This window comes from Amycolatopsis plumensis, assembly GCF_042652605.1.
Taxonomy (GTDB): Bacteria; Actinomycetota; Actinomycetes; order Mycobacteriales; family Pseudonocardiaceae; genus Amycolatopsis; species Amycolatopsis plumensis.
Window position 1 is genome coordinate 1,005,435 of the sequence record NZ_JBHSJY010000001.1, and the last position, 23,684, is coordinate 1,029,118.

29 protein-coding genes are annotated in these 23,684 nt (G+C 70.9%); 8 read left to right on the forward strand and 21 right to left on the reverse strand.

Annotation, left to right across the window (positions count from 1 at the left end; all coding sequences use genetic code 11):
- Window positions 1-84: 84 nt before the first annotated feature.
- The gene (gene ctaD / locus ACFPLC_RS04865; protein ID WP_378188688.1) at window positions 85-1,872 is read right to left on the reverse strand and encodes an aa3-type cytochrome oxidase subunit I; all 1,788 of its coding nucleotides are present in this window, start codon (window positions 1,870-1,872) and stop codon (window positions 85-87) included.
- A 135-nt stretch (window positions 1,873-2,007) separates the two neighbouring features.
- Here ctaD and ACFPLC_RS04870 point away from each other — a divergent pair, with 135 nt between their 5' ends.
- Window positions 2,008-2,820, forward strand: coding sequence for a phosphotransferase family protein (locus ACFPLC_RS04870; RefSeq protein WP_378188690.1), 813 nt, complete (start codon window positions 2,008-2,010; stop codon window positions 2,818-2,820).
- Here ACFPLC_RS04870 and ACFPLC_RS04875 read toward each other — a convergent pair.
- Entirely contained in the window at window positions 2,808-3,569 is a 762-nt protein-coding gene (locus ACFPLC_RS04875) for an alpha/beta fold hydrolase (protein ID WP_378188691.1), read from the reverse strand. The genes ACFPLC_RS04870 and ACFPLC_RS04875 overlap by 13 nt on opposite strands.
- Between ACFPLC_RS04875 and ACFPLC_RS04880 the strand changes: the two genes are divergently transcribed.
- Entirely contained in the window at window positions 3,568-4,107 is a 540-nt protein-coding gene (locus ACFPLC_RS04880) for a GNAT family N-acetyltransferase (RefSeq protein WP_378188692.1), read from the forward strand. The genes ACFPLC_RS04875 and ACFPLC_RS04880 overlap by 2 nt on opposite strands.
- 114 nt (window positions 4,108-4,221) lie before the next feature.
- Here the strand turns inward: ACFPLC_RS04880 and ACFPLC_RS04885 are convergent, their stop codons facing one another.
- The 3 genes from ACFPLC_RS04885 to ACFPLC_RS04895 form a co-directional block, all read right to left on the reverse strand.
- Window positions 4,222-4,527: a peptidase associated/transthyretin-like domain-containing protein gene (locus ACFPLC_RS04885; RefSeq protein ID WP_378188693.1), complete on the reverse strand. Its 306-nt coding sequence runs from the start codon at window positions 4,525-4,527 to the stop codon at window positions 4,222-4,224.
- Window positions 4,528-4,828: 301 nt separating this feature from the next.
- Window positions 4,829-5,929, reverse strand: coding sequence for an NAD/NADP octopine/nopaline dehydrogenase family protein (locus ACFPLC_RS04890; RefSeq protein ID WP_378188694.1), 1,101 nt, complete (start codon window positions 5,927-5,929; stop codon window positions 4,829-4,831).
- Between the two features lie 238 nt (window positions 5,930-6,167).
- The gene (locus ACFPLC_RS04895; protein WP_378188695.1) at window positions 6,168-7,292 is read right to left on the reverse strand and encodes an alkaline phosphatase family protein; all 1,125 of its coding nucleotides are present in this window, start codon (window positions 7,290-7,292) and stop codon (window positions 6,168-6,170) included.
- A gap of 45 nt (window positions 7,293-7,337) precedes the next feature.
- On the opposite strand from ACFPLC_RS04895, the gene ACFPLC_RS04900 reads away from it, so the two are divergent.
- Window positions 7,338-7,547: an FmdB family zinc ribbon protein gene (locus ACFPLC_RS04900; protein ID WP_378188696.1), complete on the forward strand. Its 210-nt coding sequence runs from the start codon at window positions 7,338-7,340 to the stop codon at window positions 7,545-7,547.
- Between the two features lie 6 nt (window positions 7,548-7,553).
- On the opposite strand, the gene ACFPLC_RS04905 is transcribed toward ACFPLC_RS04900, so the two are convergent.
- Window positions 7,554-8,672 carry a trans-sulfuration enzyme family protein gene (locus ACFPLC_RS04905; RefSeq protein ID WP_378188697.1) on the reverse strand — a complete coding sequence of 373 codons (1,119 nt, stop codon included), beginning with the start codon at window positions 8,670-8,672 and terminating at the stop codon, window positions 7,554-7,556.
- A gap of 58 nt (window positions 8,673-8,730) precedes the next feature.
- Here ACFPLC_RS04905 and ACFPLC_RS04910 point away from each other — a divergent pair, with 58 nt between their 5' ends.
- Window positions 8,731-9,207 (forward strand): Lrp/AsnC family transcriptional regulator, encoded by a 477-nt coding sequence (locus tag ACFPLC_RS04910; protein ID WP_086840754.1) that lies wholly within the window; start codon window positions 8,731-8,733, stop codon window positions 9,205-9,207.
- A 12-nt stretch (window positions 9,208-9,219) separates the two neighbouring features.
- Here ACFPLC_RS04910 and ACFPLC_RS04915 read toward each other — a convergent pair whose 3' ends face one another.
- Together ACFPLC_RS04915 and ACFPLC_RS04920 are read right to left on the reverse strand one after the other, a co-directional pair.
- Complete coding sequence (locus ACFPLC_RS04915) at window positions 9,220-9,744, reverse strand: P-loop NTPase family protein (protein WP_378188700.1); 525 nt, start codon at window positions 9,742-9,744, stop codon at window positions 9,220-9,222.
- Complete coding sequence (locus ACFPLC_RS04920; RefSeq protein ID WP_378188702.1) at window positions 9,728-10,192, reverse strand: Lrp/AsnC family transcriptional regulator; 465 nt, start codon at window positions 10,190-10,192, stop codon at window positions 9,728-9,730. Before ACFPLC_RS04920 ends, ACFPLC_RS04915 begins: the two co-directional genes overlap by 17 nt.
- Window positions 10,193-10,285: 93 nt before the next feature.
- On the opposite strand from ACFPLC_RS04920, the gene ACFPLC_RS04925 reads away from it, so the two are divergent.
- From ACFPLC_RS04925 to tsaA, 3 genes are read left to right on the forward strand one after another with little or no spacing between them, the layout of a single operon-like run.
- Window positions 10,286-11,128, forward strand: a complete 843-nt coding sequence (locus ACFPLC_RS04925; protein ID WP_378188703.1) for an LLM class flavin-dependent oxidoreductase — start codon at window positions 10,286-10,288, stop codon at window positions 11,126-11,128.
- Window positions 11,125-11,553 carry a nucleoside deaminase gene (locus tag ACFPLC_RS04930; protein WP_378188704.1) on the forward strand — a complete coding sequence of 143 codons (429 nt, stop codon included), beginning with the start codon at window positions 11,125-11,127 and terminating at the stop codon, window positions 11,551-11,553. Before ACFPLC_RS04925 ends, ACFPLC_RS04930 begins: the two co-directional genes overlap by 4 nt.
- Before the next feature lie 11 nt (window positions 11,554-11,564).
- On the forward strand, window positions 11,565-11,960 hold the full coding sequence (gene tsaA, locus ACFPLC_RS04935) for a tRNA (N6-threonylcarbamoyladenosine(37)-N6)-methyltransferase TrmO (RefSeq protein ID WP_378189065.1): 396 nt from the start codon (window positions 11,565-11,567) through the stop codon (window positions 11,958-11,960).
- Here the strand turns inward: tsaA and ACFPLC_RS04940 are convergent, their stop codons facing one another.
- From ACFPLC_RS04940 to nucS, 11 genes are all read right to left on the reverse strand, one after another.
- Window positions 11,961-13,727, reverse strand: a complete 1,767-nt coding sequence (locus tag ACFPLC_RS04940) for a 3-hydroxyacyl-CoA dehydrogenase family protein (RefSeq protein ID WP_378188706.1) — start codon at window positions 13,725-13,727, stop codon at window positions 11,961-11,963. It abuts the gene before it with no gap.
- Between the two features lie 119 nt (window positions 13,728-13,846).
- Window positions 13,847-14,521 carry a dihydroxyacetone kinase phosphoryl donor subunit DhaM gene (dhaM, locus tag ACFPLC_RS04945; RefSeq protein ID WP_378188708.1) on the reverse strand — a complete coding sequence of 225 codons (675 nt, stop codon included), beginning with the start codon at window positions 14,519-14,521 and terminating at the stop codon, window positions 13,847-13,849.
- On the reverse strand, window positions 14,518-15,147 hold the full coding sequence (gene dhaL, locus ACFPLC_RS04950) for a dihydroxyacetone kinase subunit DhaL (protein WP_378235704.1): 630 nt from the start codon (window positions 15,145-15,147) through the stop codon (window positions 14,518-14,520). The genes dhaM and dhaL overlap by 4 nt, the downstream gene beginning before the upstream one ends.
- Complete coding sequence (dhaK, locus tag ACFPLC_RS04955; protein ID WP_378188711.1) at window positions 15,147-16,148, reverse strand: dihydroxyacetone kinase subunit DhaK; 1,002 nt, start codon at window positions 16,146-16,148, stop codon at window positions 15,147-15,149. The genes dhaL and dhaK overlap by 1 nt, the downstream gene beginning before the upstream one ends.
- Window positions 16,149-16,215: 67 nt before the next feature.
- The gene (locus ACFPLC_RS04960) at window positions 16,216-17,202 is read right to left on the reverse strand and encodes a DUF3558 domain-containing protein (protein WP_378188712.1); all 987 of its coding nucleotides are present in this window, start codon (window positions 17,200-17,202) and stop codon (window positions 16,216-16,218) included.
- A 47-nt stretch (window positions 17,203-17,249) separates the two neighbouring features.
- Window positions 17,250-17,540: a hypothetical protein gene (locus tag ACFPLC_RS04965; RefSeq protein ID WP_378188714.1), complete on the reverse strand. Its 291-nt coding sequence runs from the start codon at window positions 17,538-17,540 to the stop codon at window positions 17,250-17,252.
- Window positions 17,541-17,549: 9 nt separating this feature from the next.
- Window positions 17,550-19,247: a sodium:solute symporter family protein gene (locus ACFPLC_RS04970; protein WP_378188715.1), complete on the reverse strand. Its 1,698-nt coding sequence runs from the start codon at window positions 19,245-19,247 to the stop codon at window positions 17,550-17,552.
- A gap of 213 nt (window positions 19,248-19,460) precedes the next feature.
- Window positions 19,461-20,237 (reverse strand): hypothetical protein, encoded by a 777-nt coding sequence (locus ACFPLC_RS04975; RefSeq protein WP_378188716.1) that lies wholly within the window; start codon window positions 20,235-20,237, stop codon window positions 19,461-19,463.
- A 469-nt stretch (window positions 20,238-20,706) separates the two neighbouring features.
- Complete coding sequence (locus ACFPLC_RS04980) at window positions 20,707-21,108, reverse strand: hypothetical protein (protein WP_378235705.1); 402 nt, start codon at window positions 21,106-21,108, stop codon at window positions 20,707-20,709.
- A 129-nt stretch (window positions 21,109-21,237) separates the two neighbouring features.
- The gene (locus ACFPLC_RS04985; RefSeq protein ID WP_378188717.1) at window positions 21,238-21,453 is read right to left on the reverse strand and encodes a DUF1653 domain-containing protein; all 216 of its coding nucleotides are present in this window, start codon (window positions 21,451-21,453) and stop codon (window positions 21,238-21,240) included.
- Between the two features lies 1 nt (window position 21,454).
- Window positions 21,455-22,114 carry an endonuclease NucS gene (gene nucS, locus ACFPLC_RS04990; RefSeq protein ID WP_378188718.1) on the reverse strand — a complete coding sequence of 220 codons (660 nt, stop codon included), beginning with the start codon at window positions 22,112-22,114 and terminating at the stop codon, window positions 21,455-21,457.
- Between the two features lie 37 nt (window positions 22,115-22,151).
- Here nucS and ACFPLC_RS04995 point away from each other — a divergent pair, with 37 nt between their 5' ends.
- Window positions 22,152-22,697: an NUDIX domain-containing protein gene (locus tag ACFPLC_RS04995; protein WP_378188720.1), complete on the forward strand. Its 546-nt coding sequence runs from the start codon at window positions 22,152-22,154 to the stop codon at window positions 22,695-22,697.
- Here ACFPLC_RS04995 and ACFPLC_RS05000 read toward each other — a convergent pair.
- Complete coding sequence (locus ACFPLC_RS05000) at window positions 22,633-23,133, reverse strand: DUF2867 domain-containing protein (protein WP_378188721.1); 501 nt, start codon at window positions 23,131-23,133, stop codon at window positions 22,633-22,635. The two genes, ACFPLC_RS04995 and ACFPLC_RS05000, sit on opposite strands and share 65 nt — an antisense overlap.
- Complete coding sequence (locus ACFPLC_RS05005) at window positions 23,130-23,630, reverse strand: TetR/AcrR family transcriptional regulator (RefSeq protein ID WP_378188723.1); 501 nt, start codon at window positions 23,628-23,630, stop codon at window positions 23,130-23,132. The genes ACFPLC_RS05000 and ACFPLC_RS05005 overlap by 4 nt, the downstream gene beginning before the upstream one ends.
- Window positions 23,631-23,684 lie beyond the last annotated feature (54 nt).

The window sequence follows — 23,684 nt, forward strand, 5'->3', positions numbered from 1 at the left end:
GTCTGCCGGTCCGGGGCCGGACATAAGTAGAGCGCGTGCCCGGCTTCACATCAGCCGGGCACGCGCTCACTCGATCAGGTGCTGCTACTTGTCGCCCTGCTCGCTCGCGTTGTCCTTGGAGTGGTCTCCCGGGATCACCGCTTCGGTGAGCAGCTGCGACGGCGCCGCGTGGCTGTTGACCTTCTGCTTCCCGAAGAAGCCGATCTCGCCCTCGTTGTGGATGCGCTCGATCATGTGCGGGTAGTGCAGCTCGAACGCGGGCCGCTCGGAGCGGATCCGGGGCAGCTCGGTGAAGTTGTGCCGCGGCGGCGGGCAGGAGGTCGCCCACTCCAGCGAGTTGCCGTAGCCCCACGGGTCGTCCACCGTGACGATCTCGCCGTACCGGTAGCTCTTGAAGACGTTCCAGATGAACGGCAGCGTCGAGGCACCGAGGATGTACGCACCGATCGTGGAGATCGTGTTCAGCGTGGTGAAGCCGTCGGTGGTCAGGTAGTCCGCGTACCGGCGCGGCATGCCCTCCGCGCCCAGCCAGTGCTGGACGAGGAACGTGCCGTGGAAGCCGATGAACGTGGTCCAGAAGTGCCACTTGCCGAGCTTCTCGTCCATCATCCGGCCGGTGATCTTCGGGAACCAGAAGTAGATGCCGGCGAAGGTGGCGAACACGATCGTGCCGTAGAGCACGTAGTGGAAGTGCGCGACGACGAAGTAGCTGTCCGACACGTGGAAGTCGATCGCCGGCGCGGCCAGCAGGATGCCGGTCAAGCCGCCGAAGAGGAACGTGACGATGAAGCCCATCGAGAAGATCATCGGCGTCTCGAAGGACAGCTGGCCCTTCCACATCGTGCCGATCCAGTTGAAGAACTTGATGCCGGTCGGGACGGCGATCAGGAACGTCATGAAGGAGAAGAACGGCAGCAGCACGGCGCCGGTGGCGTACATGTGGTGCGCCCACACCGCGACCGACAGGGCCGCGATGGCCAGCGTCGCCCAGACCAGGCTCTTGTAGCCGAACAGCGGCTTGCGGCTGAACACCGGGAAGATCTCCGACACGATGCCGAAGAACGGCAGCGCGACGATGTACACCTCGGGATGGCCGAAGAACCAGAACAGGTGCTGCCAGAGGATCACGCCGCCGTTTTCGGGGTCGAACACGTGCGCCCCGAGGTGCCGGTCCGCCAGCAGGCCCATCAGGGCCGCGGTCAGGATCGGGAAGGCGAGCAGGACCAGGATGCTGGTGACCAGGATGTTCCAGGTGAAGATCGGCATCCGGTACATCGTCATGCCCGGCGCGCGCAGGCAGACCACGGTGGTGATCATGTTGACCGCGCCGAGGATGGTGCCGAGACCACCGATCACCAGTCCGGAGATCCAGAGGTCGGCGCCGACGCCCGGCGAGTGGATGGCGTCCGACAGCGGGGTGTAGGCGAACCAGCCGAAGTCGGCGGCGCCACCCGGGGTCAGGAAGCCGGACATCACGATCAGGCCGCCGAAGAGGTACAGCCAGTACGAGAACGCGTTCAGCCGCGGGAAGGCGACGTCCGGCGAGCCGATCTGCAGCGGCAGGACGAAGTTCGCGAAGCCGAAGAGGATCGGGGTCGCGTACAGCAGCAGCATCACCGTGCCGTGCATGGTGAAGAGCTGGTTGTACTGCTCCTGCGACAGGAACTGCTGCCCGGGCCGCGCCAGCTCGGTGCGGATCAGCATGGCCATCGCGCCGCCCGCCATGAAGAAGGCGAACGACGTGACCAGGTACATGATCCCGATCTGCTTGTGGTCCGTCGTGCGGAACAACCGCAGCAGGTACGAACCCTTAACCGACTCGCGCGCGGGGTACGGGCGCGTGGCGATCGGCTTGGGGGCTACGGCCGTCACTCCTGCCTCCAACACTGAAACCTTGTGGTGGTCATCGTCGCGCCACCGGGACTCGGGAAGACCCGATCCGGCGGCTTAGGGGGATCGTAGCCCTCGCTACCGACAGTCGCGCGCACCGGCTGGCAAGATCGGGGCGTGGCCGACGACTACACCCGCGCGGCGGTGCGCGCGGCCCGCGCCGTGACCGCCCGGCTGGGACTGCCCCGCCACGAGCCCGAAGTGCTCCACGAACGGTCGAACGTGCTGGTGAGACTGGGTCCACTGGTGGCCAGGGTGCCCGCGACCACCCGCCTGGCGCGGACCGGCCCGGCCTGGCAGGAGCGGGACGTGGCGGTGTCGGAGTTCCTCACCGAACGTGGTGTGCTCGTCGTCTCACCCAGCACCGATCCCCCGGCCGGACCCCATTTCGCCGAGGGGCTTCCGGTCACGCTCTGGCACCACACCCCGCACGATCCGGGCCACCGGTACGCCCCGGACGTCGTCGCGCGATCCCTCGCCGAGGTGCACGCGGCCTTGCGGGAGTACCCCGGCGAACTGCCCCGGCGCGGCCCGCTGGACGACCTCGGCCATGTCTTCGACCGCCACGAATTGGATCCCCGGTTGCGCGCCGAGGCGGCCCGGATCGGCGCGACGCTGCCGGAGGCCGCCGTGCAGCCGCTGCACGGCGACGCCCACCCCGGGAACCTCATCGCCACGCCCGCGGGGCCGTGCTGGCTCGACTTCGAGGACACCTGGTGCGGACCGCTCGCCTGGGACCTGGGCATCCTCGCCCGGCAAGGCGGCCCGGAGTTCCTGGCCGCCTACCCGGGCGAAGTGGACGAAGAGGCGCTTCGCGTCTGTACGCGGCTACGCGAGCTGTACTCGGTCGTGTGGCGGTTCGTCATCGCCATCCGGTTCCCGCACCGGCTTCCCGAGGCGCACTCGGCGCTCACCGCCTATTTCGCGTGAGTCGCGGGGTACCACGAGAGGATCGCCTCGACCACGCCCGCGGGGTCTTCGAGCGGGGTCAGGTGGCCGGCGCCGGGCAGCACGACGAGCGTCGCGCCGTTCAGGGCCTCGGCCATTTCGCTCGCCGCCGCCACCGGGGTGATCGGGTCCTCTTCGCCGACGATGACCAGCGCCGGGACCTCGGCGTCCCGCAGCAGGTCCAGCGAATCGGGCCGGGTGCGCAGCGCCAGCGTCGTCCAGGAGATCCCGGCGGGCGGCTGGGATTCGATGATCTCCCGCACCGACTCGACGAGCTCGGGACGCTGTTCGCGCGTCGATTCCGACAGCAGGTTGGGCAGGTTGGCCTCGGCCAGCCAGGTCTTGGTGCCTTCGCGCTCGACGCGGGCCGCGACGTCCAGCCGGGTCTGCGCGGCCTCGGGCGTGTCGGGCGTGGCCTTGGTGTCGATGAGCACGAGCCCGCCGACCCGCTCCGGGGCGAGCCGAAGCACGGCCATCGCGAGGTAGCCGCCCATCGAGCAGCCCCCGAGCACGACGCGGTCGAGGTCCAGCCGGTCGAGCAGGGCGACGACGTCCCGCGCGGCGTCCTCGAGGCTCGGTTCGCGGTCGGTCTCCGGCAGCGGCGAGCGGCCGAGCCCGCGCTGGTCCGGGGTGATCACCCGAAGGTGTGAAGCGAGGGGTGCGCGCACCGCGTTCCACATGCGGGAATCCAGGGGGAAGGCGTGGAGGAGGACCAGCGGCAGTTCGGTCATGCGCGTCATTTTGTCGGACCCCCTCGCTAGCTTCGCCGATGTGTTCACCGACATCGAAACCGACCGGCTGCTGCTGCGTCCGCTCCACGAGGCGGACCGGCAGGCGATGGTCGACATCCACACCGACCCGCGGACCAACCGCTTCCACCCCGACCCACCCGACGTCCGGCGCGCGTCGGAGATGTTCTCGGCGTGGCTGGCGCACTGGGCCGAGCACGGCTTCGGCTACCCCGCGGTCCTCGAACGCGGCGGCACCGAGGTCCTCGGCACGTGCGGCGTCCGGCTGCGCGAGTTCCACGGCGAGAAGGTGCTGAACCTCGCCTACCGGTTCCGGCCCTCGGCGTGGGGGAAGGGGTACGCGGTCGAGGCGGGGCAGGCGGTCCTGGCGTGGTGCGCCCACGAGCTGCCGTCCGTGCCGGTGCTGGCGAGCGTGAGCACGGCGAACAAGCCGTCGCTGCGGGTCGCCGAGCGCCTCGGCTTCACGGAGTACACGGAGGAGGTCTACGAGGGCGAGATGTCCCGCCACTACCGCCGCTGAGCACCAACCGAAGCTTGACAACTCCAGAGCGAATCCCCGCGCCGGCGCGGGCTACCAGCGGCGATGCGGCCGTGGGCCGAGGCCCGGCGCGGCCGTGGGTCGGGTCCGGCGGGGCTACCAGCGGCGATGCGGCCGCCGCCGGGCCCGGGCTTCCCAGCAGGCCCGGTGCCAGTGCCGCCGGTCGGCGACGGAGCCGGTCTCGTCGGCGGGCCAGACCACGAGGTGCGGTGTCCCCGGCCGGATCTCGTGGTCGCACCCGGGGCACCGGTAGACCTTCGTGGCCTGGCTCCCGGGCACGGTCCGCACGAGCCAGTCCCCGTCCGCCCCGGACTCGGCCCGCGCCCACCCGGTCGCGGCACCGAGGTCCCGCTCGGGCGGCCCACCGTCCGCGCGGCGGCCGGGACGGTTGCGTCGTGGCACGCCCAAACGGTAACCGCCACCCCCACCCACCCCGACCGACCCTCCAAGTACGCAACCCGACCCTCCAGGTACGCAGCCCGACCCTCCAGGTACGCAAGCCGACCCTCCGGGTACGCAAGCCGACCCTCCGGGTACGCAAGCCGACCCTCCAGGTACGCAAGCCGTCCGCCCAGGTACGCGAGCCGTCCGCCCAAGTGCGCGAGATGCCCCGCCAATCACACGTGATGCCCGCCCAGTCACGCGAAATCCCCCTTCGATCACGCGTGATGCCCGCCCAAGCACCGGAAACGCCCGCCGGCGCTCAGGCCGCCCGGCCCGCCACCCGGCCGCCGCTGCCCAGGCGGTGCAGGATCGCGTCGTGGGCGAGGCCGTCCCAACCGAGCCTGCGGAGGGTGCGGCCGGTCCGGCGGAAGTCCTCGCCGCCGAGCACGGACATGATGGTGATCGCCGCGTCGACCATCGGGGTGGCCACCCCGGCGCACCGCGCGAGTGCCTGCAGCGGCACCAGCGTCGAGTGGATGTCCTCGGTCAGGAAGCGGTGGTCGAGACTGGTCGGGGCCGTGATGGTCCGGTACGGCTTCACCGTCCGCAGCGCGTCGAGCAACGTCGTGGCCGGGCAGCCGTAGTAGCGGTCGAGGACCTCGGTCATGGGCAGCAGCCGGGCGCCGTACGCGTCCGCGACGGCGGCGAACTCGGCCTCGGTGCGTTCGAGCAGGGCGATCGTCCGCGCCGAGACGCCTTCGACGTAGAAGAGCAGCTCCTCCGCGCGGTCGATGGCGCCGAGGTTGGCGAGCGCGATCGGCACGTGCGCGACCGCGCCGAAGTCGTGCAGGCCACGTTCCACCGGGTTGCGCGCGATCTCCAGCATCGGGAACCACTCGCGCAACAGCCCCGCGCGCCGGGCGACGGCGGCCGAGGTGCTGCCGGAGATCAGATTCCAGCCCTTGACGCCGAGCACGGTGACGCCATCGGTCCCGCACGGTCGCGCGGCGAACAGCGCGTCGGTCTCCACGACGTCGACGTCCGGAGCTCCGGCGGCGGCGAGCGCGTGGGCGAACTCGACGCTCCCGCACAGCTTGCCGGAGAACAGCACCACCACCTGCCCCGGACACAGGTGCGGAGCGAGCCGGGCGGCGACCTCCGGGTAGGCCGTGGTCACGGTGGCGACCAGGACGACGGCCCGCCCACCCAGCCCGGCCGGGTCCGCGGTCACCTCCCGGAGCCGGAACCGCCCGTCGAGCACCCCGCGCGCGACGATCTCCCGGCGGCGCGCGATCTCGCCGACAGCCTCCAGATCCCGCGTGTAGAGGTGCACGGGCAGCTCCCGCGCGGCGAGGTACGCCGCCACGGCCCGCCCCTCGCCGCCCGCACCGACGACCCCGATCCCGTCCAGCACGCTCATTCCGCCCACTCCCGTCAGTCCGGCACGCAGTGGACAGGTCGGCACCGGGACGGGGAAAGTTCCCGCGAGAGCACGTTCGCGGAAGCCGGGGACGCCCGTGTCGGCCCCGCCATCACCCGAGCCGACGCTCTGGCACGCGTACGCGGGCGGGCGACTCGCGTACCTGGCCGGTCGGCTCGCGTACCTGGACAGTCGGCTTGCGTAGCTGGAGAGTCGGCTTGCGTACCTGGAGGGTCGGCTATCCCTGCGCCAGCGCCAGCGGTACCAGCTGCTCCGCGCTGGTGAGCGACCCGTGCTGCCCGATCAGCGACGACTCCACCGCTTCCGCGAGCCCGCGCACCATCCCGAACCGGTCGCGGGCCGCGGCGACGACGTCGCCGATGCGGGGCAGTACCCGGTCGCTCACCGTGTGCCCGAACCAGCCCTCCGCGACCGCCTCCTCGCGCGAGCGCACCCAGGCGCGCTCGCCCAGCACCTCCCGCCAGGCCGCGAGGACGTCCGCGGCCGCGCCCGGCTCGGTGTAGACGTGCCGCGCGCGGACCTCGCCGCCGAACGTGCGGACGCCGGCGAGGAGCTCCGGGGCCTCCTCGAGGTCGAGCTTGTCGTCGACGGTCACCATCCCGTGGTCGGCCACCACCGCGAGCAGCGCGCCGGGCGGCAGACCGTCCACAAGGGACTCGACGAGCCGGTCGACCTGCCGCAGCTGCATGCGCCAGGCGGTGGAACCGGGGCCGTGGATGTGCCCCAGCAGGTCGAGTTCGCTGTGGTAGGCGTAGCAGAACGCGCGTCCGCCGAGCACCGACAACGTCCGCGCGGCGAGATCGCCCAGCGCGTGGACACCGGCGTACTGCGCCCCGCGCTGGGTGGCCAGGGTCAACGCCGTGTCCCGGAACTGGGCGGACGACACCACGGCCGCTTCGACGCCCGCCGCGGCGGCGCGCTCGAACGTCGTCGGCAGCGGCTGCACCTCGGGCGGCGGGAGGGCGCCCCGCAGGTCGCTGCCGTCCTCGTGGCTGCACCAGCGCAACGCGTTGAGCACGCCGGTGCCGGGCATCTCGAAGGTGTAGCCGACCATGCCGTGCTCGCCCGAGGCGAGACCGGTGCCGATCGCGGCGACACCGGCGGCCGTCGTCGACGGGAAACCCACGCGCAGCGGCTCGCGGGCGAGCTCGGTCAGCACCGGGGCGTCCGCGGCGTGCTCGGCGAGCAGCTCCCAGCCGAGCCCGTCGACGAGCAGCACGCCGGCGCTGCGGGCCTCCGGCAACGTCAGCGCGTTCCCGCAGCCGGGCACCCCGAGCGCGGCGAGCAGGGACGGGACGACCTGGCCGAGGTGCGGGACGTCGGCGAGCGAGGGCGGCTGCACGCGCCCAGCTTCCCATCCCCGGGCGCCTCCGGCGATAATCGCGGCATGCCGACCTACGCCTACCGCTGCCGCGAGTGCACCGAGACGTTCGAGCTCCTGCGCCCGATGAGCGAATCCAGTGCGCCGGCGGCCTGCCCGGAGGGCCACGCCGACACCGTTAAGCTGCTCACCACGGTCGCGCTGACCGGGGCCGCGAGCGGTCCCGCGGCCCCGGCCGGCGGCGGCGGCTGCTGCGGTGGCGGCTGCTGCGGCTGACCAGGCTCAAAGCGCCTTCAGCGCCTGCTCCAGGTCGGCCCACAGGTCCTCGACGTCCTCGAGGCCGACGGACATCCGGATCAGCTGGTCGGACACGCCGGCGCCGTGGCGGTCGCCCTCGTCGACGATCCGGTGGCTGATCGACCCCGGGTGCTGGATCAGCGTGTCGACGCTGCCCAGGCTGACGGCCGGCGTGATCAGCCGGACCGCGCCGATCAGGGCGTGCGGGTCGCCGTCGACCTCGAACGCCACCAGCGGTCCGCCGATCCGCGGGTAGTGGACGGCGGTCACGGCCGGGTGCTCGCCGAGCCGTGACGCCAGCGTCGCGGCGGTCGCCGACGCCGCGTTGACACGCAGCGGCAGCGTGGAAAGCCCGCGCAGCAACAGGTATCCGGCCAGCGGGTGCAGCACGCCGCCGGTGGCGAAGCGGATTTGCCGCAGCCGGGCGGCTTCCGCCGCGTCGCAGGCGACGATCCCGCCCATCACGTCGCCGTGGCCGCCGAGGAACTTCGTCGCGCTGTGCAGCACCATCCGGGCACCGTGGTGGCCGGGCCGCTGCAGGACCGGGGTGGCGAAGGTGTTGTCGACCGCCAGCGGCACGTCGCCGCAAGCACGAGCCAGCTCGGCGATGTCCGCTTCGGCCAGGGTCGGGTTCGCCGGCGTCTCGACGAACACCAGGCCGGTGTCCGGCCGCAGCGCGGCAGCGACGGCGTCGGGGGCGGCCCAGGTCACCTCCGTGCCGAGCAAGCCGGACTCGAGCAGGTGGTCGCTGCAGCCGTAGAGCGGGCGCACGGCGACGACGTGCCGTTTCCCTTGCGCCACCGCGGAAAGCAGGCAGGCCGAGACGGCGGCCATGCCACTGGCGAACGCGACGCCGTGCTCGAACCCCTCCAGCTCGGCGAGCGCGCGCTCGAACCGTTCGACGGTCGGGTTGCCCACCCGGCCGTAGATCGGCGGCCCATCGAGCTCGGCGCCGGCGGCGAAGGCGTCGATCCGGGCGGCTTCGGCGGCACTGTCGCGGGACGGGTAGGTCGTGGACAGGTCGAGCGGAGCGGCGTGCACGCCGAGGTCCGTGAGATCGTCACGGCCGGCGTGGACGGCCCGCGTGCGCAGCGAGGAAGTCATGCCAGCATGGTCGAGCTTTTCCCGGGTTGCGAGCAATACTCTCGGATATCATTCGGCGATGTCCGCTTCCGTCGAACTGAGTCCGGTCGATCTCGAGATCCTGCGCCTGCTGCAGAACGATGCCCGGATCACCAACAAGGACCTGGCGGCCGCGGTCGGCATCGCGCCGTCGACGTGTCTGGACCGCGTCGCCCGGCTGCGGGACACCGGCGTGATCACCGGGCAGCACGCGTCGGTCGACGCGGCCAAGCTCGGGCGGCCGCTGGAGGCGTTCCTGTTCGTCCAGGTCCGCCCGCACCGGCGGCCGCTGGTGGACCCGTTCATCGAGCACCTGCTCTCGCTGCCGGAGGTGCGTGCGGTCTACCACCTGACCGGGCCGGACGACTTCCTCGCGCACGTCGCGACCAGCTCCGCCGGGGAGCTGCAGCGGCTGGTGCTCGACGAGCTGACCGCGCGCGACGAGGTGGCCCGCGTCCACACGAACCTCGTGTTCCAGCACTGGAGCGGCGGCCCGCTGCTGCCCCCGGGCGCCTGACCGCACAGCACCTCAGAGGCTGTCGAGCCAGCGGCGGGTCTCGCGCGGGGACGTCAGCCGGACGACGGCCGGGCCGGGTGACTCGGCGGCCCACGCCCGGATGCGGGCCCGTTTGCTCGCGAACGAGGTGAAGTGCCAGCGGATGATCGAGTCCGCGGAGAACATCTGGCGGAACGACTCGACGTTGCCGTTGCAGATCCGGCGGCGGGTCAGCGCCCGCACGAACGTCCGGCGCACCAGGCGGCTCAGCGAAAGCCAGCGCGGGTAGTCGAGACCCACGACGAGCTGCGCGCGGGGCAGCACGACGTCCTGCCACCTGCTGTAGACGGCGTCGAGGACCCAGCGCTCCCCCGCGCACACCTCGGTGATCCGGCGGACCTGCTCGTCGTCCGGCACCCCGACCCAGCCCGGCAGCCAGGTGAGGTCGTCGGCCGCGTGGTAGGGCAGACCGGTGCGCTCGGCGATCCGGGCGGCGAGCGTCGACTTGCCCGAGCCGGTCACCCCGATGATGACGATGCGGTCAGGCCTCGAGGTCACGGGCGGGCTCCCGCGGGCCCCGGTAGGGCAGGGTCTGGCTGTAGACGAGGTTGGTGGTCGTGCTGCCGAACTGGCACAGCTCGTCGACCGTGCGCTCGAGGTGGGCCATGGAGGCCGCGGCGATCTTGAGCGTGTAGCAGTCGTCGCCGGTGGTGCGCAGGCACTCGAGGATCTCCGAACGCTCGGTGAGCAGCTTGTGCAGCGGCTCGTGGCGGCTGCCCGGGTACTTGAGGCGGACCACGGCGAGCACCGGGTACCCGACCTTGCCGAGGTCGATCTCCGCGCGGTAGCCGCTGATCACCCCCGCGGCCTCCAGCCGCCGGAGCCGTTCGGTCGCCGCGGACGCGCTGAGGTTCACGCGGCGGCCCAGCTCGGTGAGCGGCAGCCGGGCGTCGCGCTGGAGCTCGGCCAGGATGGCCCAGTCCGTCGGGTCGAGACTCTCGGTCATCCGCCGAACATACCGTGGGATCCACGGCCGAACGGGCCGAACGCCGTGATCGTTCCCTTCCGGATTCGGGCAAACCGCCGATAGCCTTTCCGGGTGAAGATCGGCGTGAACGTCCCCAACTTCGGGCCCGGCACGGACCCGGGTGTCCTGTGCGCCTGGGCGCAGACGGTCGAAGGCCTCGGCTACGACCTGCTGATGGTGTCCGACCACGTCGCCATCACGCCGGACGTCGCCGGACAGTACCCGGCGCCGTTCTACGAGCCGTTCACGACGTTGTCGTGGCTGGCGGGGATCACGCGGCGGGTCCGGCTGGGCACCACCGTGCTCGTGGTGCCGTACCGGCATCCCCTGCTGGTGGCGCGGATGGCGGCCAACCTCGACGCGCTCAGCGGCGGCGGCCGGCTCGTGCTCGGCGCCGGGATCGGCTGGGCGAAGCAGGAGTTCGAGGCGCTGGGCGTGCCGTTCGAGCAGCGCGGCAAGCTCACCACCGAACACCTGCGGGCGATCCGCGCCGCGTGGGCCGAGCGCGACGACTACCGCGCGGGGCCGATCCCGCTGTGGCTCGGCGGGCACAGCGACGCCGGGTTGCGCCGGGCGATCGAGCTCGGCGACGCGTGGCACCCGCTGCGGCTGACAATGGCCGGGTTCCGGGAAACGCTGGCACGCCTGGAAAAGCTGGCCGGCGACCGGCCGGTGCCCGCCTTCGCGCCGCGCATCCTGCTGCGGGTGACGGCGGCGCCGGTGACCGGGCCGGACCGGCGCGCCGGTGAGGGCACGCTGGAACAGGTCCTCGACGATCTGGCGCAGTTGCGAGCGCTGGGGGCGGACACCGTCGTGCTCGACCCGTTCGACTCGGACCCGGCCGAAACGCTGCGCCCGGAGGTGGCGTGGCGTGATCTCGCGGCGGTGGCCGCATCCTGGAGGGAGAACCTGTGAAGGACACCGAAGAAACCCTGCTGCGGCGGGCGATCGAGCTCGCTCGCGAGGCGCGCGAGGAACACGGCAACCCGCCGTTCGGCTCGCTGCTGGCCGACGCCGACGGGAAGATCATCGCCGAGGACCGCAACACGTCGCTGACCGACAACGACATCACGGCCCACCCGGAACTGAAGCTGGCCCGCTGGGCGGCGCAGCACCTGGACCCGGAAACCGCGGCGGCCACGACGATGTTCACCAGCACCCAGCCGTGCGGGATGTGCGTCGGCGCGATCGAGCGGTCGAGGCTCGGCCGCGTCGTCTACGCGCTGTCGACGGAACAGTTCCTCACGCTGCGCCCGCCGCTGACGTGGGACGGGCCGAAGCTGGCAGGCCCGACGCTGTTCGACGAGGCCCGCGTGCCGGTCGAGGGCTATTACCAGTGACGAGTTACCAGGTGCGCCCGGTGGCGCGCATCGAGTCGCCCTTGACGGACCGTGCGACGGCACCGAAGCAGGGCGACGAGGGCGCGCCACCGTCCCGGGTGGTGTTCGCGCCCGAGTTCGCCCCGGCGGCGGCCGACCTCCGGCCGGGCGACCGCCTGGTTCTCCTGACGTGGCTGCACGAAGCGGACCGCGACGTCCAGGCTGTCCACCCGCGAGGCGACCGGGACCGCCCGAGCACCGGCGTGTTCTCGACGCGCTCACCGGACCGCCCGAACCCGATCGGCCTCCACACGGTCACGGTGACGGCGGTCGACGGCAGCACGCTGACGGTCACGGGCCTGGAGGCCATCGACGGCACGCCGGTGCTCGACGTCAAGCCCGTCCTCGGCGAGGTGGCCGAACGCTGATCAGTAGTCCTTGAAGCCCTTCCCGGTCTTGCGGCCCAGCCGTCCGGCCGTCACGAGGTGCTCCAGCAGCGGCGCCGGCGCGAAGCCTTCCTCGCGGAACTCGTTGTACAGCGTCCGCTGGATGGCCAGCGAGACGTCGAGGCCGACGACGTCCAGCAGTTCGAACGGGCCCATCGGCAGGCCACAGCCGACCTTCATGGCCGTGTCGATGTCGTCCGCGCCCGCGTAGTGGGCTTCGAGCATCTTCACCGCGTCGTTGAGGTAGGGGAACAGCAACGCGTTGACGATGAAGCCCGCGCGGTCGCCGCAGTGCACCGCGTGCTTGCCCACCGCGGCGCAGACCGCGCTCGCCGTCGCCACCACGTCCGGGGCGGTCGCGATCGTCGACACCACCTCGACCAGCTTCATCACCGGGGCCGGGTTGAAGAAGTGGAGACCGACCACGTCGGACGGCCGGGACGTCGAGGCCGCGCACTCGATCACCGGCAGCGAAGACGTCGTCGTGGCCAGGACCGCGCCGGGGCGGACCACCTCGTCGAGGGCCGCGAACACCGCCTGCTTGACCGACAGCTCCTCGGCCACCGCCTCGATGACCAGGTCGACGTCGGCCAAGGCCTCGAAGTCGGTGACGGGGGTGATGCGCGCCAAGGCAAGAGCCGCGTCCTCTTCGGACAGTTTGCCCTTGACCACGGCCTTGTCGAGCGACTTCTTGACGCGGGCCACGGACGCCTGGGCCTTCTCCAGGCTCCGGACACGCAGCACGACGTCGAGGCCGCGCTTGGCGAACACCTCCGCGATGCCGGTCGCCATCGTCCCGGTGCCGACCACGCCGACCCGCGCCACCGGCCGCGGCGGCACACTCTCCACTGTGGACACAGCGCCGGAAGCGACCACGGTGGGCGAGTCCGGGGCGTCGTAGGTGTAGAAGCCCCGGCCGGTCTTGCGGCCCAGCAGGCCCGCGGTGATCATCTGCTTGAGCAGCGGCGCGGGCGCGTGCAGGCGGTTGCGGGACTGGTGGTACATCGTGTCGAGGATTTCGTTCGCGGTGTCCAGCCCGATCAGGTCGAGCAGCGCGAGCGGGCCCATCGGGTAGCCGCAGCCGAAGCGCATCGCGGCGTCGAGGTCCTCGCGCGTGGCGTAGCGCTGTTCGTACATCCGCACGGCGTGGTTGAGGTAGCCGAACAGCAGCGCGTTGGCGATGAACCCGGCGCGGTCGCCGATCACCACCGGCACCTTGCCGAGCCGCTCGGCGAACTCGACCGCTTCGGCGACCACGTCCGGCTCGGTCACCACCGTCTTGACGATCTCGACGAGCTTCAGCACCGGCGCCGGGTTGAAGAAGTGCATGCCGACGACCTTGCCGGGACGCGCGGTGTGCACCCCGATCTCGGTGATCGACAGCGACGAGGTGTTGGACGCGAAGACCACCTCGGGCCGGGTGATCTTGTCCAGCTCGGCGAAGACTTCGGCCTTCAGCTCGAGACTCTCCGGGATCGCTTCGATCACCAAGTCCACTTCGGACAGATCAGACAGCGATGTGCTGTAGGTGATCCGGTCCAGCAGCGCCGTGCGCCCGGCCGTGTCCAGCTTGCCGCCGGAGAGCGCCCGTTCGGTGGAGTGCTCGAGGTGACCGCGGCCGCGGGCGACACCGGCTTCGTCGAGCTCGACCGTGACGACGTCGAGCCCGCTGCGCGCGAGCACTTCGGCGATCCCGGCCCCCATGGTGCCCAGGCCGACCACACCGACCGTCGAGATGTCCCGCGCCATCGAGGCCTCCAGAGATGTTACTCGCTGGTAATTGGCCTCGATAGTGCCACGGGGACCACCGGATGCCCAGACGGAATCGAGTCAGTACGGCTCAAGTCACCCGGTCGGCGAAGGCCGCTTCACTCGCCGAAATTGCCGTCCACCAGCTCCTTCGCCTTCTCCAGGGCGGCGGACGCCTGCGGCCCGCGCGCCCGGACGCGGATCCGGTCGCCCTGGCGCGCGCCGAGCGACATCAGGGCCAGGACGCTGTGGCCGTCGGCCTCCTGGTCGCCGAGCCGCACGGTCACCTCGGCGTCGAACTCGCTGAGCGTGCGCACCAGCACCGCGGCCGGCCGGGCGTGCAGCCCGACGTCGTTGCGCAGCTCCAGCTCGACCTCGGCGGCGTCGGCCGGGGCCTCGGCGGACGGCGCCAAGTCCTCCGGGATCCCGGCCGTGGCGGCGGCTTCGGCCACGGCCCGGCGATCCTGCCCGGACTGCGCGGCGACCGCCGCCGCGATCGCGCCCTCGACCAGCGGGCCGTCCGCGACGATCGCGGCCGAGGGGTCGGCCAGCGATTCGACGGCGAGTTCGGCCGTCATCTGCGCGCTGCCGAGGTCGTAGAGCAGCACGACGCCGTCGCCGGAGTCGGCGCGCTGGGTGGCGGCGACGACCTCGTCGTAGTCCGTGCCGATCGAGCCGTCGGAGAGGCCGCCGGCCGGCAGGATGGTGACGTCCGGCGCCATCTGGGCGGCGAGCTCGGCCAGGCCTTGGGCGAGCTTCGCGCTGTGCGACACGAGCACGATTCCCACGCTCACCGGGCGGCCTCCGCGAACGCGCGCAACAGCAGCGCCGACGAGCGGGCGCCGGGGTCCAGGTGCCCCACGGCCCGCTCGCCGAGGTAGGACGCCCGGCCCTTCCGCGGGACCAGATCCACTGTGGACTCCGCGCCGGTGTCGGCCGCGTCGGCCGCCGCGGTCAGCACCGCGGCGACGTCCCCGCCGCCCTCGGCCGCCTTCTCCGCCGCCACCACCGCGGGGATCAGGGCGTCGACCATGGTCGCGTCGCCGCCCACCGCCTTGCCGCGGGCCTGGACACCTTCGAGACCGGCTCGCAGCGCGTCCAGCAACGCCGGGACGTCGAGGCTGCCTGCGGCGCCCAGCTTGGCCGAGGCACGCAGGAAAGCCGTGCCGTACAACGGGCCCGCAGCGCCACCGACCTTGGAGATCAACGTCGTCGCGACGAGCTTGAGCACCCCGCCGGGAGTGTCCGGAACGGCGGAATCGAGCGATGCCACGACGGCCGCGAAGCCGCGGTTGAGGTTCTCGCCGTGGTCGCCGTCGCCGATCGCGCGGTCGAGATCGATCAGTTCCCCGCGGTGTTCGGCGACCACCGCGGCGGCGGCGCGCACGGCCGCCGCGACCCCTTCGGCGGTACAGGCCATCAGAGCCCCCACCGCAGCGCCGCGGTGTTGACCGGGGCGTCCCACAGCCCGGTCAGCTCGTCGTCCAGTTTGAGCAACGTCAGACTCATCCCCTGCATCTCGAGGCTGGTGATGTACGGGCCGACCAGCCGGCGCTCGACCACGATCCCACGGTCGGCCAGCAGCCGCTCGGCGATGCCGTGCGCCAGGTAGAGCTCGACGAGCGGGGTGCCGCCCATCGAGTTGGTGAACAGCAGCACGCGGTCGCCCGAGGCGAACGGCAGGTCCGAGACGACCGCTTCGACCATCCGCGCCACCAGCGCGTCGGCCGGCTCGGCCGGGATCCGCTCGCGGCCGGGCTCGCCGTGGATGCCGATGCCGAACTCGATCTCGTTCTCGTCGAGGTCGAAGCTGGGGGTGCCGGCGTGCGGCACGGTCGGCGCGGTGAGTGCGACGCCGATCGACCGGACCTGGCCGATCACCTTCTGCGCCAGTGCGGTGACCGCGTCGAGCGAGTCCCCGCGCTCGGCGGCGGCGCCGGTGATCTTCTCCAGCAGCACGGTGCCGCCCACCCCGCGGCGGCCGGCGGTGTAGGTCGAGTCCTTGACCGCGACGTCGTCGTCGATCACGACGCTGCGCACCTCGAGGCCCTCGGCGGCGGCGAGCTCGGCGGCCGTCTCGAAGTTCAGCACGTCACCGGTGTAGTTCTTCACGATGAGCAGCGCGCCCGCGTCGCCGGTGGTCGCGGTGACCGCGGCCTGCACCGCGTCCGGCGTCGGCGAGGTGAACACCGCGCCGGGCACGGCGGCGGCGAGCATGCCCGGGCCGACGAAGCCACCGTGCAGTGGTTCGTGCCCGGACCCGCCGCCGGAGATGACGGCGACCTTGCCCGCGACCGGGGCGCCGGCTCTGATCACCACGTCCGGGTCGTACTGGACGCGGAGGATGTCGGCGTGCGCGGCGGCGAGCCCCCGCAGCGACTCGGCGACGACGTTCGCCGGATCGTTGATGATCTTCTTCACGGCAGCCTCCGGCGCATCGGCGGGTGGGGTGCCCCCTTCCTACCTCTCCGCGCCGCCCGCCGCCAGATCAGGGTTTGGGGAGCTTGGTGACCACGTTCTTCGCGACGGTCACCGCCTTGCCGCACGGATCGCCGTCGTCGTCGCCCTGGTAGTCCACCTGGGCCAGTTCGACGTCGTCGCCCTGCCACGGCCGGTGCTGCCACTCGACCCGGCACCGGGCCGAACCCCCGGTCGCCTGCTTCTGGAAGCCGGTCACGCCGTTGCCGAGGTCCACCTTGGAGTTCCCGTCGCCGACGAGCGGGGGCAGGCCCGGCCGGAACCCGACCGTCACCGACGGACTCCGGTCCCGCCACTCGCACGAGTGCAGGCCCGAGAGCGCGGGCTTCGCCGCCGTGACGACGGAGGTCACCACCGCCGCGTCGGCCATCGCGCACGGATCGGCGGTGAGCACGGTGCCCGCGGGGGTGGCGTACTTCTCCGGCGAGCTGTGCAGCTTCCGGACGACGGCCTCGGCGAACGTCTGCCCGGGACGGCAGGGGTCGGCGGCGTAGGTGACCGACACTTCGAGGGCCACGTCCGGGTTCAACGCCGTCATGACGGCGACCGTGCAGTCGGTGTCGCCGGTCTTGTTCACGCGCAGCGGCAGCCCGCTGACCGCTCCGGTCGTCTTGTCGGCGCGCGGCGGCAAGGTGCTGCCGATCTCGAGCTCGAGCCGGATCTCCTTGCCGCCCGGGTCCTTCACCTTGTTCCGGCAGGTGTCGAAGGCGATGGTCGACGGCGACGGGTCGTCCTCGACCGTGCCGAGGCCCAGCGGGCCGAGGGCGGCCTTGGTCAGGAACTGGCACGGCTGGATCGTGCGGAGCACGTCGGCCGCCACGGCGGCGTCGGTGATCGGGCCGTCGGCGACCTGACCGGAGCCGGCCGCCGCGGGCACCGTCGTCCGGGCGAAGTTGGACTTGCCGAGGTCCGGCCCGCACGCCGTCAGCGGCAGCGCGAGCGCGGTGACCAGCAGGAACAGCTTCAGGAGACGGCGGCGCCGAACGTCTGGGGACACGCGATGCACGGTAGCGGCACCTTCGCGCCGCTGTCCGGACAACCCGGCTATTCGCCCGCGACCGCCGGTGTGTCGCCGGTCTCCGTCGTGGTCTCGGCGGGCACGACCAATGGCCGGACCAGCGCCCAGGTGACGAACAGCGCGGCGACCACCAGCATGCCGATCCCGGCCCACAGGTTGATGTTGACGTCGGCCGCCTTCTTGATCTCCTCGTCGGAGGTGAAGCCGATGCCCATGACAGTGAGGATGACGCCGTAGACGCCGATCAGCAGGGCGATGATCAGCCGGATGTCGAAGGCGCCTGCCTTGTGTGCGCGCGGCTGCGACTCGGTAGCCATTCCGACCTCCTAGAAGATGGCGTTCAGGGCGATGGTCAGGACGAGCACGATGCCCGCGAGCAGGCCCGGCTTGCGGTACCAGCCCGCGTTCTCGCCGGTCGAGTCGTGCTGCCGGGTTTCCTTCGGGGTGAGCGAGTAGACGAGGCCGACCAGCTCTTCGTCCGGCTTCGGCTTGGTCGCCAGCGAGACGACGACGCTCACCACGATGTCGACCACGAAGGCGACACCGGCGGCCACGAAGCTGGTGCCCTGGCCCTCCAGGCCGATGTACCCGGCCTGCGACAGGCCCCAGATCGTGATGGCGGACGCGGTACCGAACACCAGGCCGCTCCAGCCGGCGTGCGGGGTCATCCGCTTCCAGAACATGCCGAGGATGAACGTCGCGAACAGCGGGGCGTTGAAGAAGGAGAACAGGTCCTGCAGGTAGTTCAGGATGTTGCCGGAGTTCGACGCGATGAACGCGGTGCCGATCGCGAGGATCGTGCCGGCCGACGTCACGATGCGGCCCAGGTTCAGGTAGTAGCCGTCCGGCTTGTCCTTCTTCACGTACGTCTGCCAGATGTCGTACGTGAAGACCGTGTTGAACGAGCTGAGGTTCGCGGCCATGCCGGCCATGAACGAGGCCAGCAGACCGGCGATGGCGATGCCGAGCATGCCGTTCGGCAGCAGGTCGCGCATCAGCAGCAGGAGCGCGTTGTTGAAGGTGACGCCGCTTTCGGCCTTGCCGCCGTCGAGCAGCACCTGCTTGTCCTTGACGTACTCGGACACGGTGACCGCGGCGATCATGCCGGGGATGATCACGATGAACGGCACCAGCATCTTCGGGAACGCGCCGATGATCGGCGTGCGCCGCGCGGCGGACATGCTCTTCGACGCCATCGCGCGCTGGACCTCGACGAAGTTCGTCGTCCAGTAGCCGAAGGAGAGCACGAATCCGAGGCCGAAGACGATGCCCAGCACCGAAAGCAGGCTGTTGCCGAAGCCGGTCAGGTTGTCACCGGGCCACGAGTGCAGCTGCGCGGTGCCGCCCGGGCTGTTGGTCACCTTGTCGACCAGGCCCTGCCAGCCGCCGACCTTGACCAGGCCGATGATCGTCAGCGGCACCAGCGCGATGACGATGACGAAGAACTGCAGGACCTCGTTGTAGATGGCGGCGGAGAGGCCGCCGAGCGCGGTGTAGGAGAGCACGATCGCGGCGGCGACGATGATCGACACCCACAGCGGCCAGCCCAGCAGCAGGTTGACCACGCTGGCCAGCAGGAAGAGGTTCGCGCCGGCGATCAGGATCTGGGCGGCGGCGAAGCTGATGCCGTTGACCAGGTGGGCCGGCTTGCCGAAGCGCCGCCGCATGAACTCCGGGACGCTGCGGACCTTGGAGCCGTAGTAGAAGGGCATCATCACGATGCCGAGGAACAGCATCGCCGGGATGGCGCCGATCCAGAAGTAGTGCACAGTCGGCAGGCCGTACTGGGCGCCGTTGGCCGACATGCCCATGACCTCGACCGCGCCGAGGTTCGCCGAGATGAACGCCAGGCCGGTGACCCAGGCGGGCAGCGAGCGGCCGGACAGGAAGAAGTCGAGGCTGCTCGACACCTGCCGTCGCGCGAGGTACCCGATGCCGAGCACGAGCGCGAAGTAGAACGCCAACTCGATGTAGTCGATCGCGCTTGCGTCGAGTCGCAGGTTCGCATCGGCTAGGACGAGCACCCGACCCACCTCCGGCCATGATTCTTGGGAACAGCACGAGTCAAACAGGACAACAACCGACAGGAATCACCACCATCCCGTCGGATGCGGACAGTACTGCATGGATTCAGGGTCGGCACGCTGACGTGTCCACAATGGCCTGAGGGCGCGCCTCCCCGGGTCATCACCAGGGGAAACGCGCCCTCAGTCCACGCGCCGCGGGAGCGGCCGGGCTCAGCGGTCGGTCGGCACCGCGATCTCGCCGTCCTCCTCGATCAGCTTGGCGAGCACCGCGTCGGGCAGGTAGGTCCGGTGCGGGTAGCCCGGGCCCCAGGAGTTGAGGATCGGCACGGCGCCGAGCTCGTCGGCACGCGGGTTGGCGAGCACGGCGTGCACGTCGTCGACCGACTTCGCCCAGCGGAACGCCTTGATGCCCTGCTTGGCCTCGGCGGTGTACTTCTCGCGGGCGTGCCAGTCGTCGCCTTCGTAGGACTCGTCCCACAGGACGTGCCCGGTGTCCTTGAGCACCTCGGCCGCGGCCCGGACCGACGTGCCGTTCTCGTCGCCGGGGTTGGTTTCGGGCCACTCGTCGCGCTTCTTGGCCGAGTCCCACAGCCAGCGGGCCGCGTACTCGCTGCCGTTGAAGATCGTCATGCACCGCGACCAGCCGAAGCCGACGCAGGCGCCCTCGTGGCCCTGGTCGTAGAAGGCGTACCAGGCGTCGGTGTCCGGGGTGCCGCCCGGCTCGAGGCACACGCAGTGGCCGCCGCGGATGTGGCCGAGCTTCTTGACGCCGGCCTTCGCGATGAAGAACTCGCCGGACGTCTCGTCCTGTTCCGGCTGGTCGAACGCCGAGTACCAGTTGACGCCGATCACGACCGGCGACCGGGTGGGCCGGTCTTCGTCGGCCAGCGCGCCGAGCGGATACCTTTCCACGTGCCGCCAGTCGTCCGGAATGAACCGGCCCAGGCGCGGGTCGACCGGGTCGGAACCGAGTGGGCGATAACGCATGACTTCCTCCTTGCGTGCAGGCGAAAATGCGCACACACCGGCCGGCTGGCATGCGCACCCCGAGCTCGAAGGCGGACTGAAACGTTGGCACGACGAAGAAAGACGGCCGAGCGCCACCACCCTCCGGCCACGCCGGACGCACCGGCGGAACCCCTCGAATCGAGTGTCGCACGCCACCGGCGAATAGGATCCCGAACTCACCCGAACAGCGCACAAAAGGCGTTGAAAAAGTTTCTTCTCACCGCGCGGGTGACTATCGGGTCAAAGATTTCCTGGCGGAGGAATAATCCTCGAATCAGATACACCGATTACGGCATCGATTCGGTATCGGCCCGGATACCGCCCGTTCGGGCAGCGTCGGGGTCAATTTTTCAACGACACCAGGTCAGTCCGCCACCCACCGGAACTCAGGTGAGCGACGTCTCCGGGATGTGCACCAGCACACGTTCGTCGCCGGCACCTCCCTCACCTACCAGCGCTTCGACGCGTCCGTCCCGTACCGGACGGCGTTGCCGCCGAGGCTGATCGAGCAACTCACCGATCGACCATTCGCTCTCTTGGCCGGTGCCCACTTCAACGGCCGGTGAAGCGGAGCCTGCCCGAACAGGCTCGCCCAGTCCGGCACCCGGCCATGAGGACGAGAACCAGCCAACGTGAACAACTTCTCGTTCCGACGGCCCGATGTGCTCCAGCCGGTCCGCAAAGCAGCGGCCACCGCGCGCGCCGGCATCACGTAGAGCCAGTCGCCGAACCACGCCGGACCGGCTTGCCGCCGCCACCATTCCGGCGGAGCGCCCGACCCGCCCGGAGCGGGTGGCGAGAACCCGGAGCGGGAGGTGAGCGGACCGGTCCAGTGGGGGATCGGGAACACGTAGTACACCGGCAACGGCGGCCCGCCCAGTGCTCCAGTGTCTTTTCCGGGATCGACCGCATACACCCACGATGTCGGGCTCTGGCACCCAGGTCCACTCGGAAGACCCGGCCTTCTGCGCGAGCCGGGTCAGTCCGGCACGCGCCGGAACCGCGGAACGCGGCCGGCGGGCGTCTCCACCGTCTCGGTGAACATCACCTTCGGCCGCACCCACAGCCCACGCTCGCCGTACAGCGCCCGGTACACGACGAGTTCCTCTTCCGTCTCGCTGTGCCGGGCGACGCCCAGCACCTCGTACTCGCCGCCCTTGTGGTGGACGTACCGGCCGGGCTCCACATCGGACACGTCAGAACAGCCGGAACTCGTCGGACTCGATGCCGCGGAGCTCGTCGTAGTCCAGGGTCAAGCAGCGGATGCCGCGATCCTCGGCCAGCGTGCGGGCCTGCGGCTTGATGATCTGGGCGGCGAACACGCCCTGCACCGGCGCCAGGAGCGGGTCGCGGTTGAGCAGCTCCAGGTACCGCGTGAGCTGCTCGACGCCGTCGATTTCGCCGCGGCGCTTGATCTCGACCGCCACCGAGCGGCCGTCGGCGTCGCGGGCCATGATGTCGACCGGGCCGATCGCGGTCGGGAATTCGCGGCGTACCAGCGTGTAGCCGTCGCCGAGGGTCTTGATGTGCTCGGCCAGCAGTTCCTGCAGGTGCGCTTCGACGCCGTCCTTCTGCAGGCCCGGCTCCGCGCCCAGGGCCTGGGAGTAGTCGTGGAAGACCTCGTCGATCGAGATCACCAGCTTCTCGCCCTGCTTGTTCTCCACGATCCAGAGCTTGCCGTCCTCGATCAGCCAGCACGGCGGGCTCATCCAGTTCAACGGCTTGTACGCACGGTCGTCGGAGTGCACCGACACCGAGCCGTCGGACTTGACGAGCAGCAGGCGGGTGGCCATCGGCAGGTGGGCGGTCAGCCGGCCGGCGTAGTCGACCTGGCACCGCGCGATCACGAGACGCACCCGAGGAGGGTAGGACAGGGTCGGTGATACTGGGCGGGTGGACCCCATTCAGCGTGTCGCGTCCCGCGAGGTGTACCGGAACAACTGGATGACGGTGCGGGAGGACGAGATCCGCCGCCCCGACGGCTCACCGGGCATCTACGGCGTGATCGACAAACCGGCGTACGCGCTGGTCATCGCCCAGGACGGCGACCGGTTCCGGCTGGTCGAGCAGTTCCGCTACCCGCTCGGCGAGCGGCGCTGGGAGTTCCCGCAGGGCACCGCGCCGGGCCTGGCGGACGTGCCGCCCGCCGAGCTGGCCGCGCGGGAACTGCGCGAGGAGACCGGCTTGCGGGCCGGCTCGATGACCCCGCTGGGCAAGCTCGACGTCGCCGCCGGCATGAGCAGCCAGCGCGGCTGGGTGTTCCTCGCCACGGACATCACCGAGGGCGAGCCGGAGCGCGAGCACGAAGAGCAGGACATGCGCAGCGAGTGGTTCGCCCGCGCGGACGTCGAGAAGATGATCCTCGCGGGTGAGATCACCGACGCGCAGTCCATTGCCGCCTGGGCCCGGCTGCTGCTGTTCGAGCGGCACCGGCTTTGAGCATGCCCCGGATCACCAGGTGGTGGAACGGCTTGATCAGCGCGAAGTAGGCCGGGCCGACGCGGTTGTGGAAGTGCACGATCGTGCCCAACCGGAAGCCGCCGGGCACCGCTTCGGCCGTCAGGTACCCGGTCAGGTGGCTGTCGTCCACGCCCGCCACGAGGTACCGCTCCGGATCGCCGGCGCGGACCGTGAAGAACGCGATCCGGTCGCCGGGGGCGAACCCGACGTCCTCCGGCCGGAGCCGGCCGGTCCGCGGCACGGACGCCGTGTCGAGCCGCAGGGCCTTGGCGAGCAGGTACCGGACGCCGAAGAGTCCCTTGACCCACCACGGCGACCAGCCGAACACACCCGCGACGAACTCGCGCAGGCTGTTCTCGCTCGCGATCTCCTTGAATTCGACGTAGTCGGCGCCGTCGGCGAAGGGCTCGGTCATTTCTTTCTCCCCAGTACGAGTTCGAGTGCGTTCTTGAGCTGCCGGCCGGGCAGCGGGGGCACCACCTGCCCCGCGCCGACGACGACCAGGTAGAGGGCCTGCGCGAGATCGGCGTCACCGCTGATCTCGGTCAGGTAGGCCACGCGGGTGGAGTCCACGCGCTCCTGGACCGCCCGGGCTTCGGCGTCCTGCAGGGCCCACGCCCGGACGGCGATCTCCAGCTCCGGCCCGGCTCCCGGCGCGAGCACGAGATCCAGCAACGCGCTCAGCCGGTCACCTTCCGCCGCTTCGGCCCGCTCCACGAACCGGGTGGTGCGCTCGGCCTCGAAGTGCTCCAGCAGAGCGGTGCGGTAGCCGCCCATGCCCTTGAAGTGGTGGTAGAAGGAGCCTTTCGACAGGCCGAGGCGTTCGGTGAGCCGCTCGATGGTCACCGATGGCGCCCCCTGCTCCGCCAGCAGCACCAGTCCCGCGTCCAGCCAGTCCCGTTTGCTCGCCATAACCATACCATACCGTATGGTCTGGTTTGCGGACCACGCAAAAAGCGGCACTTT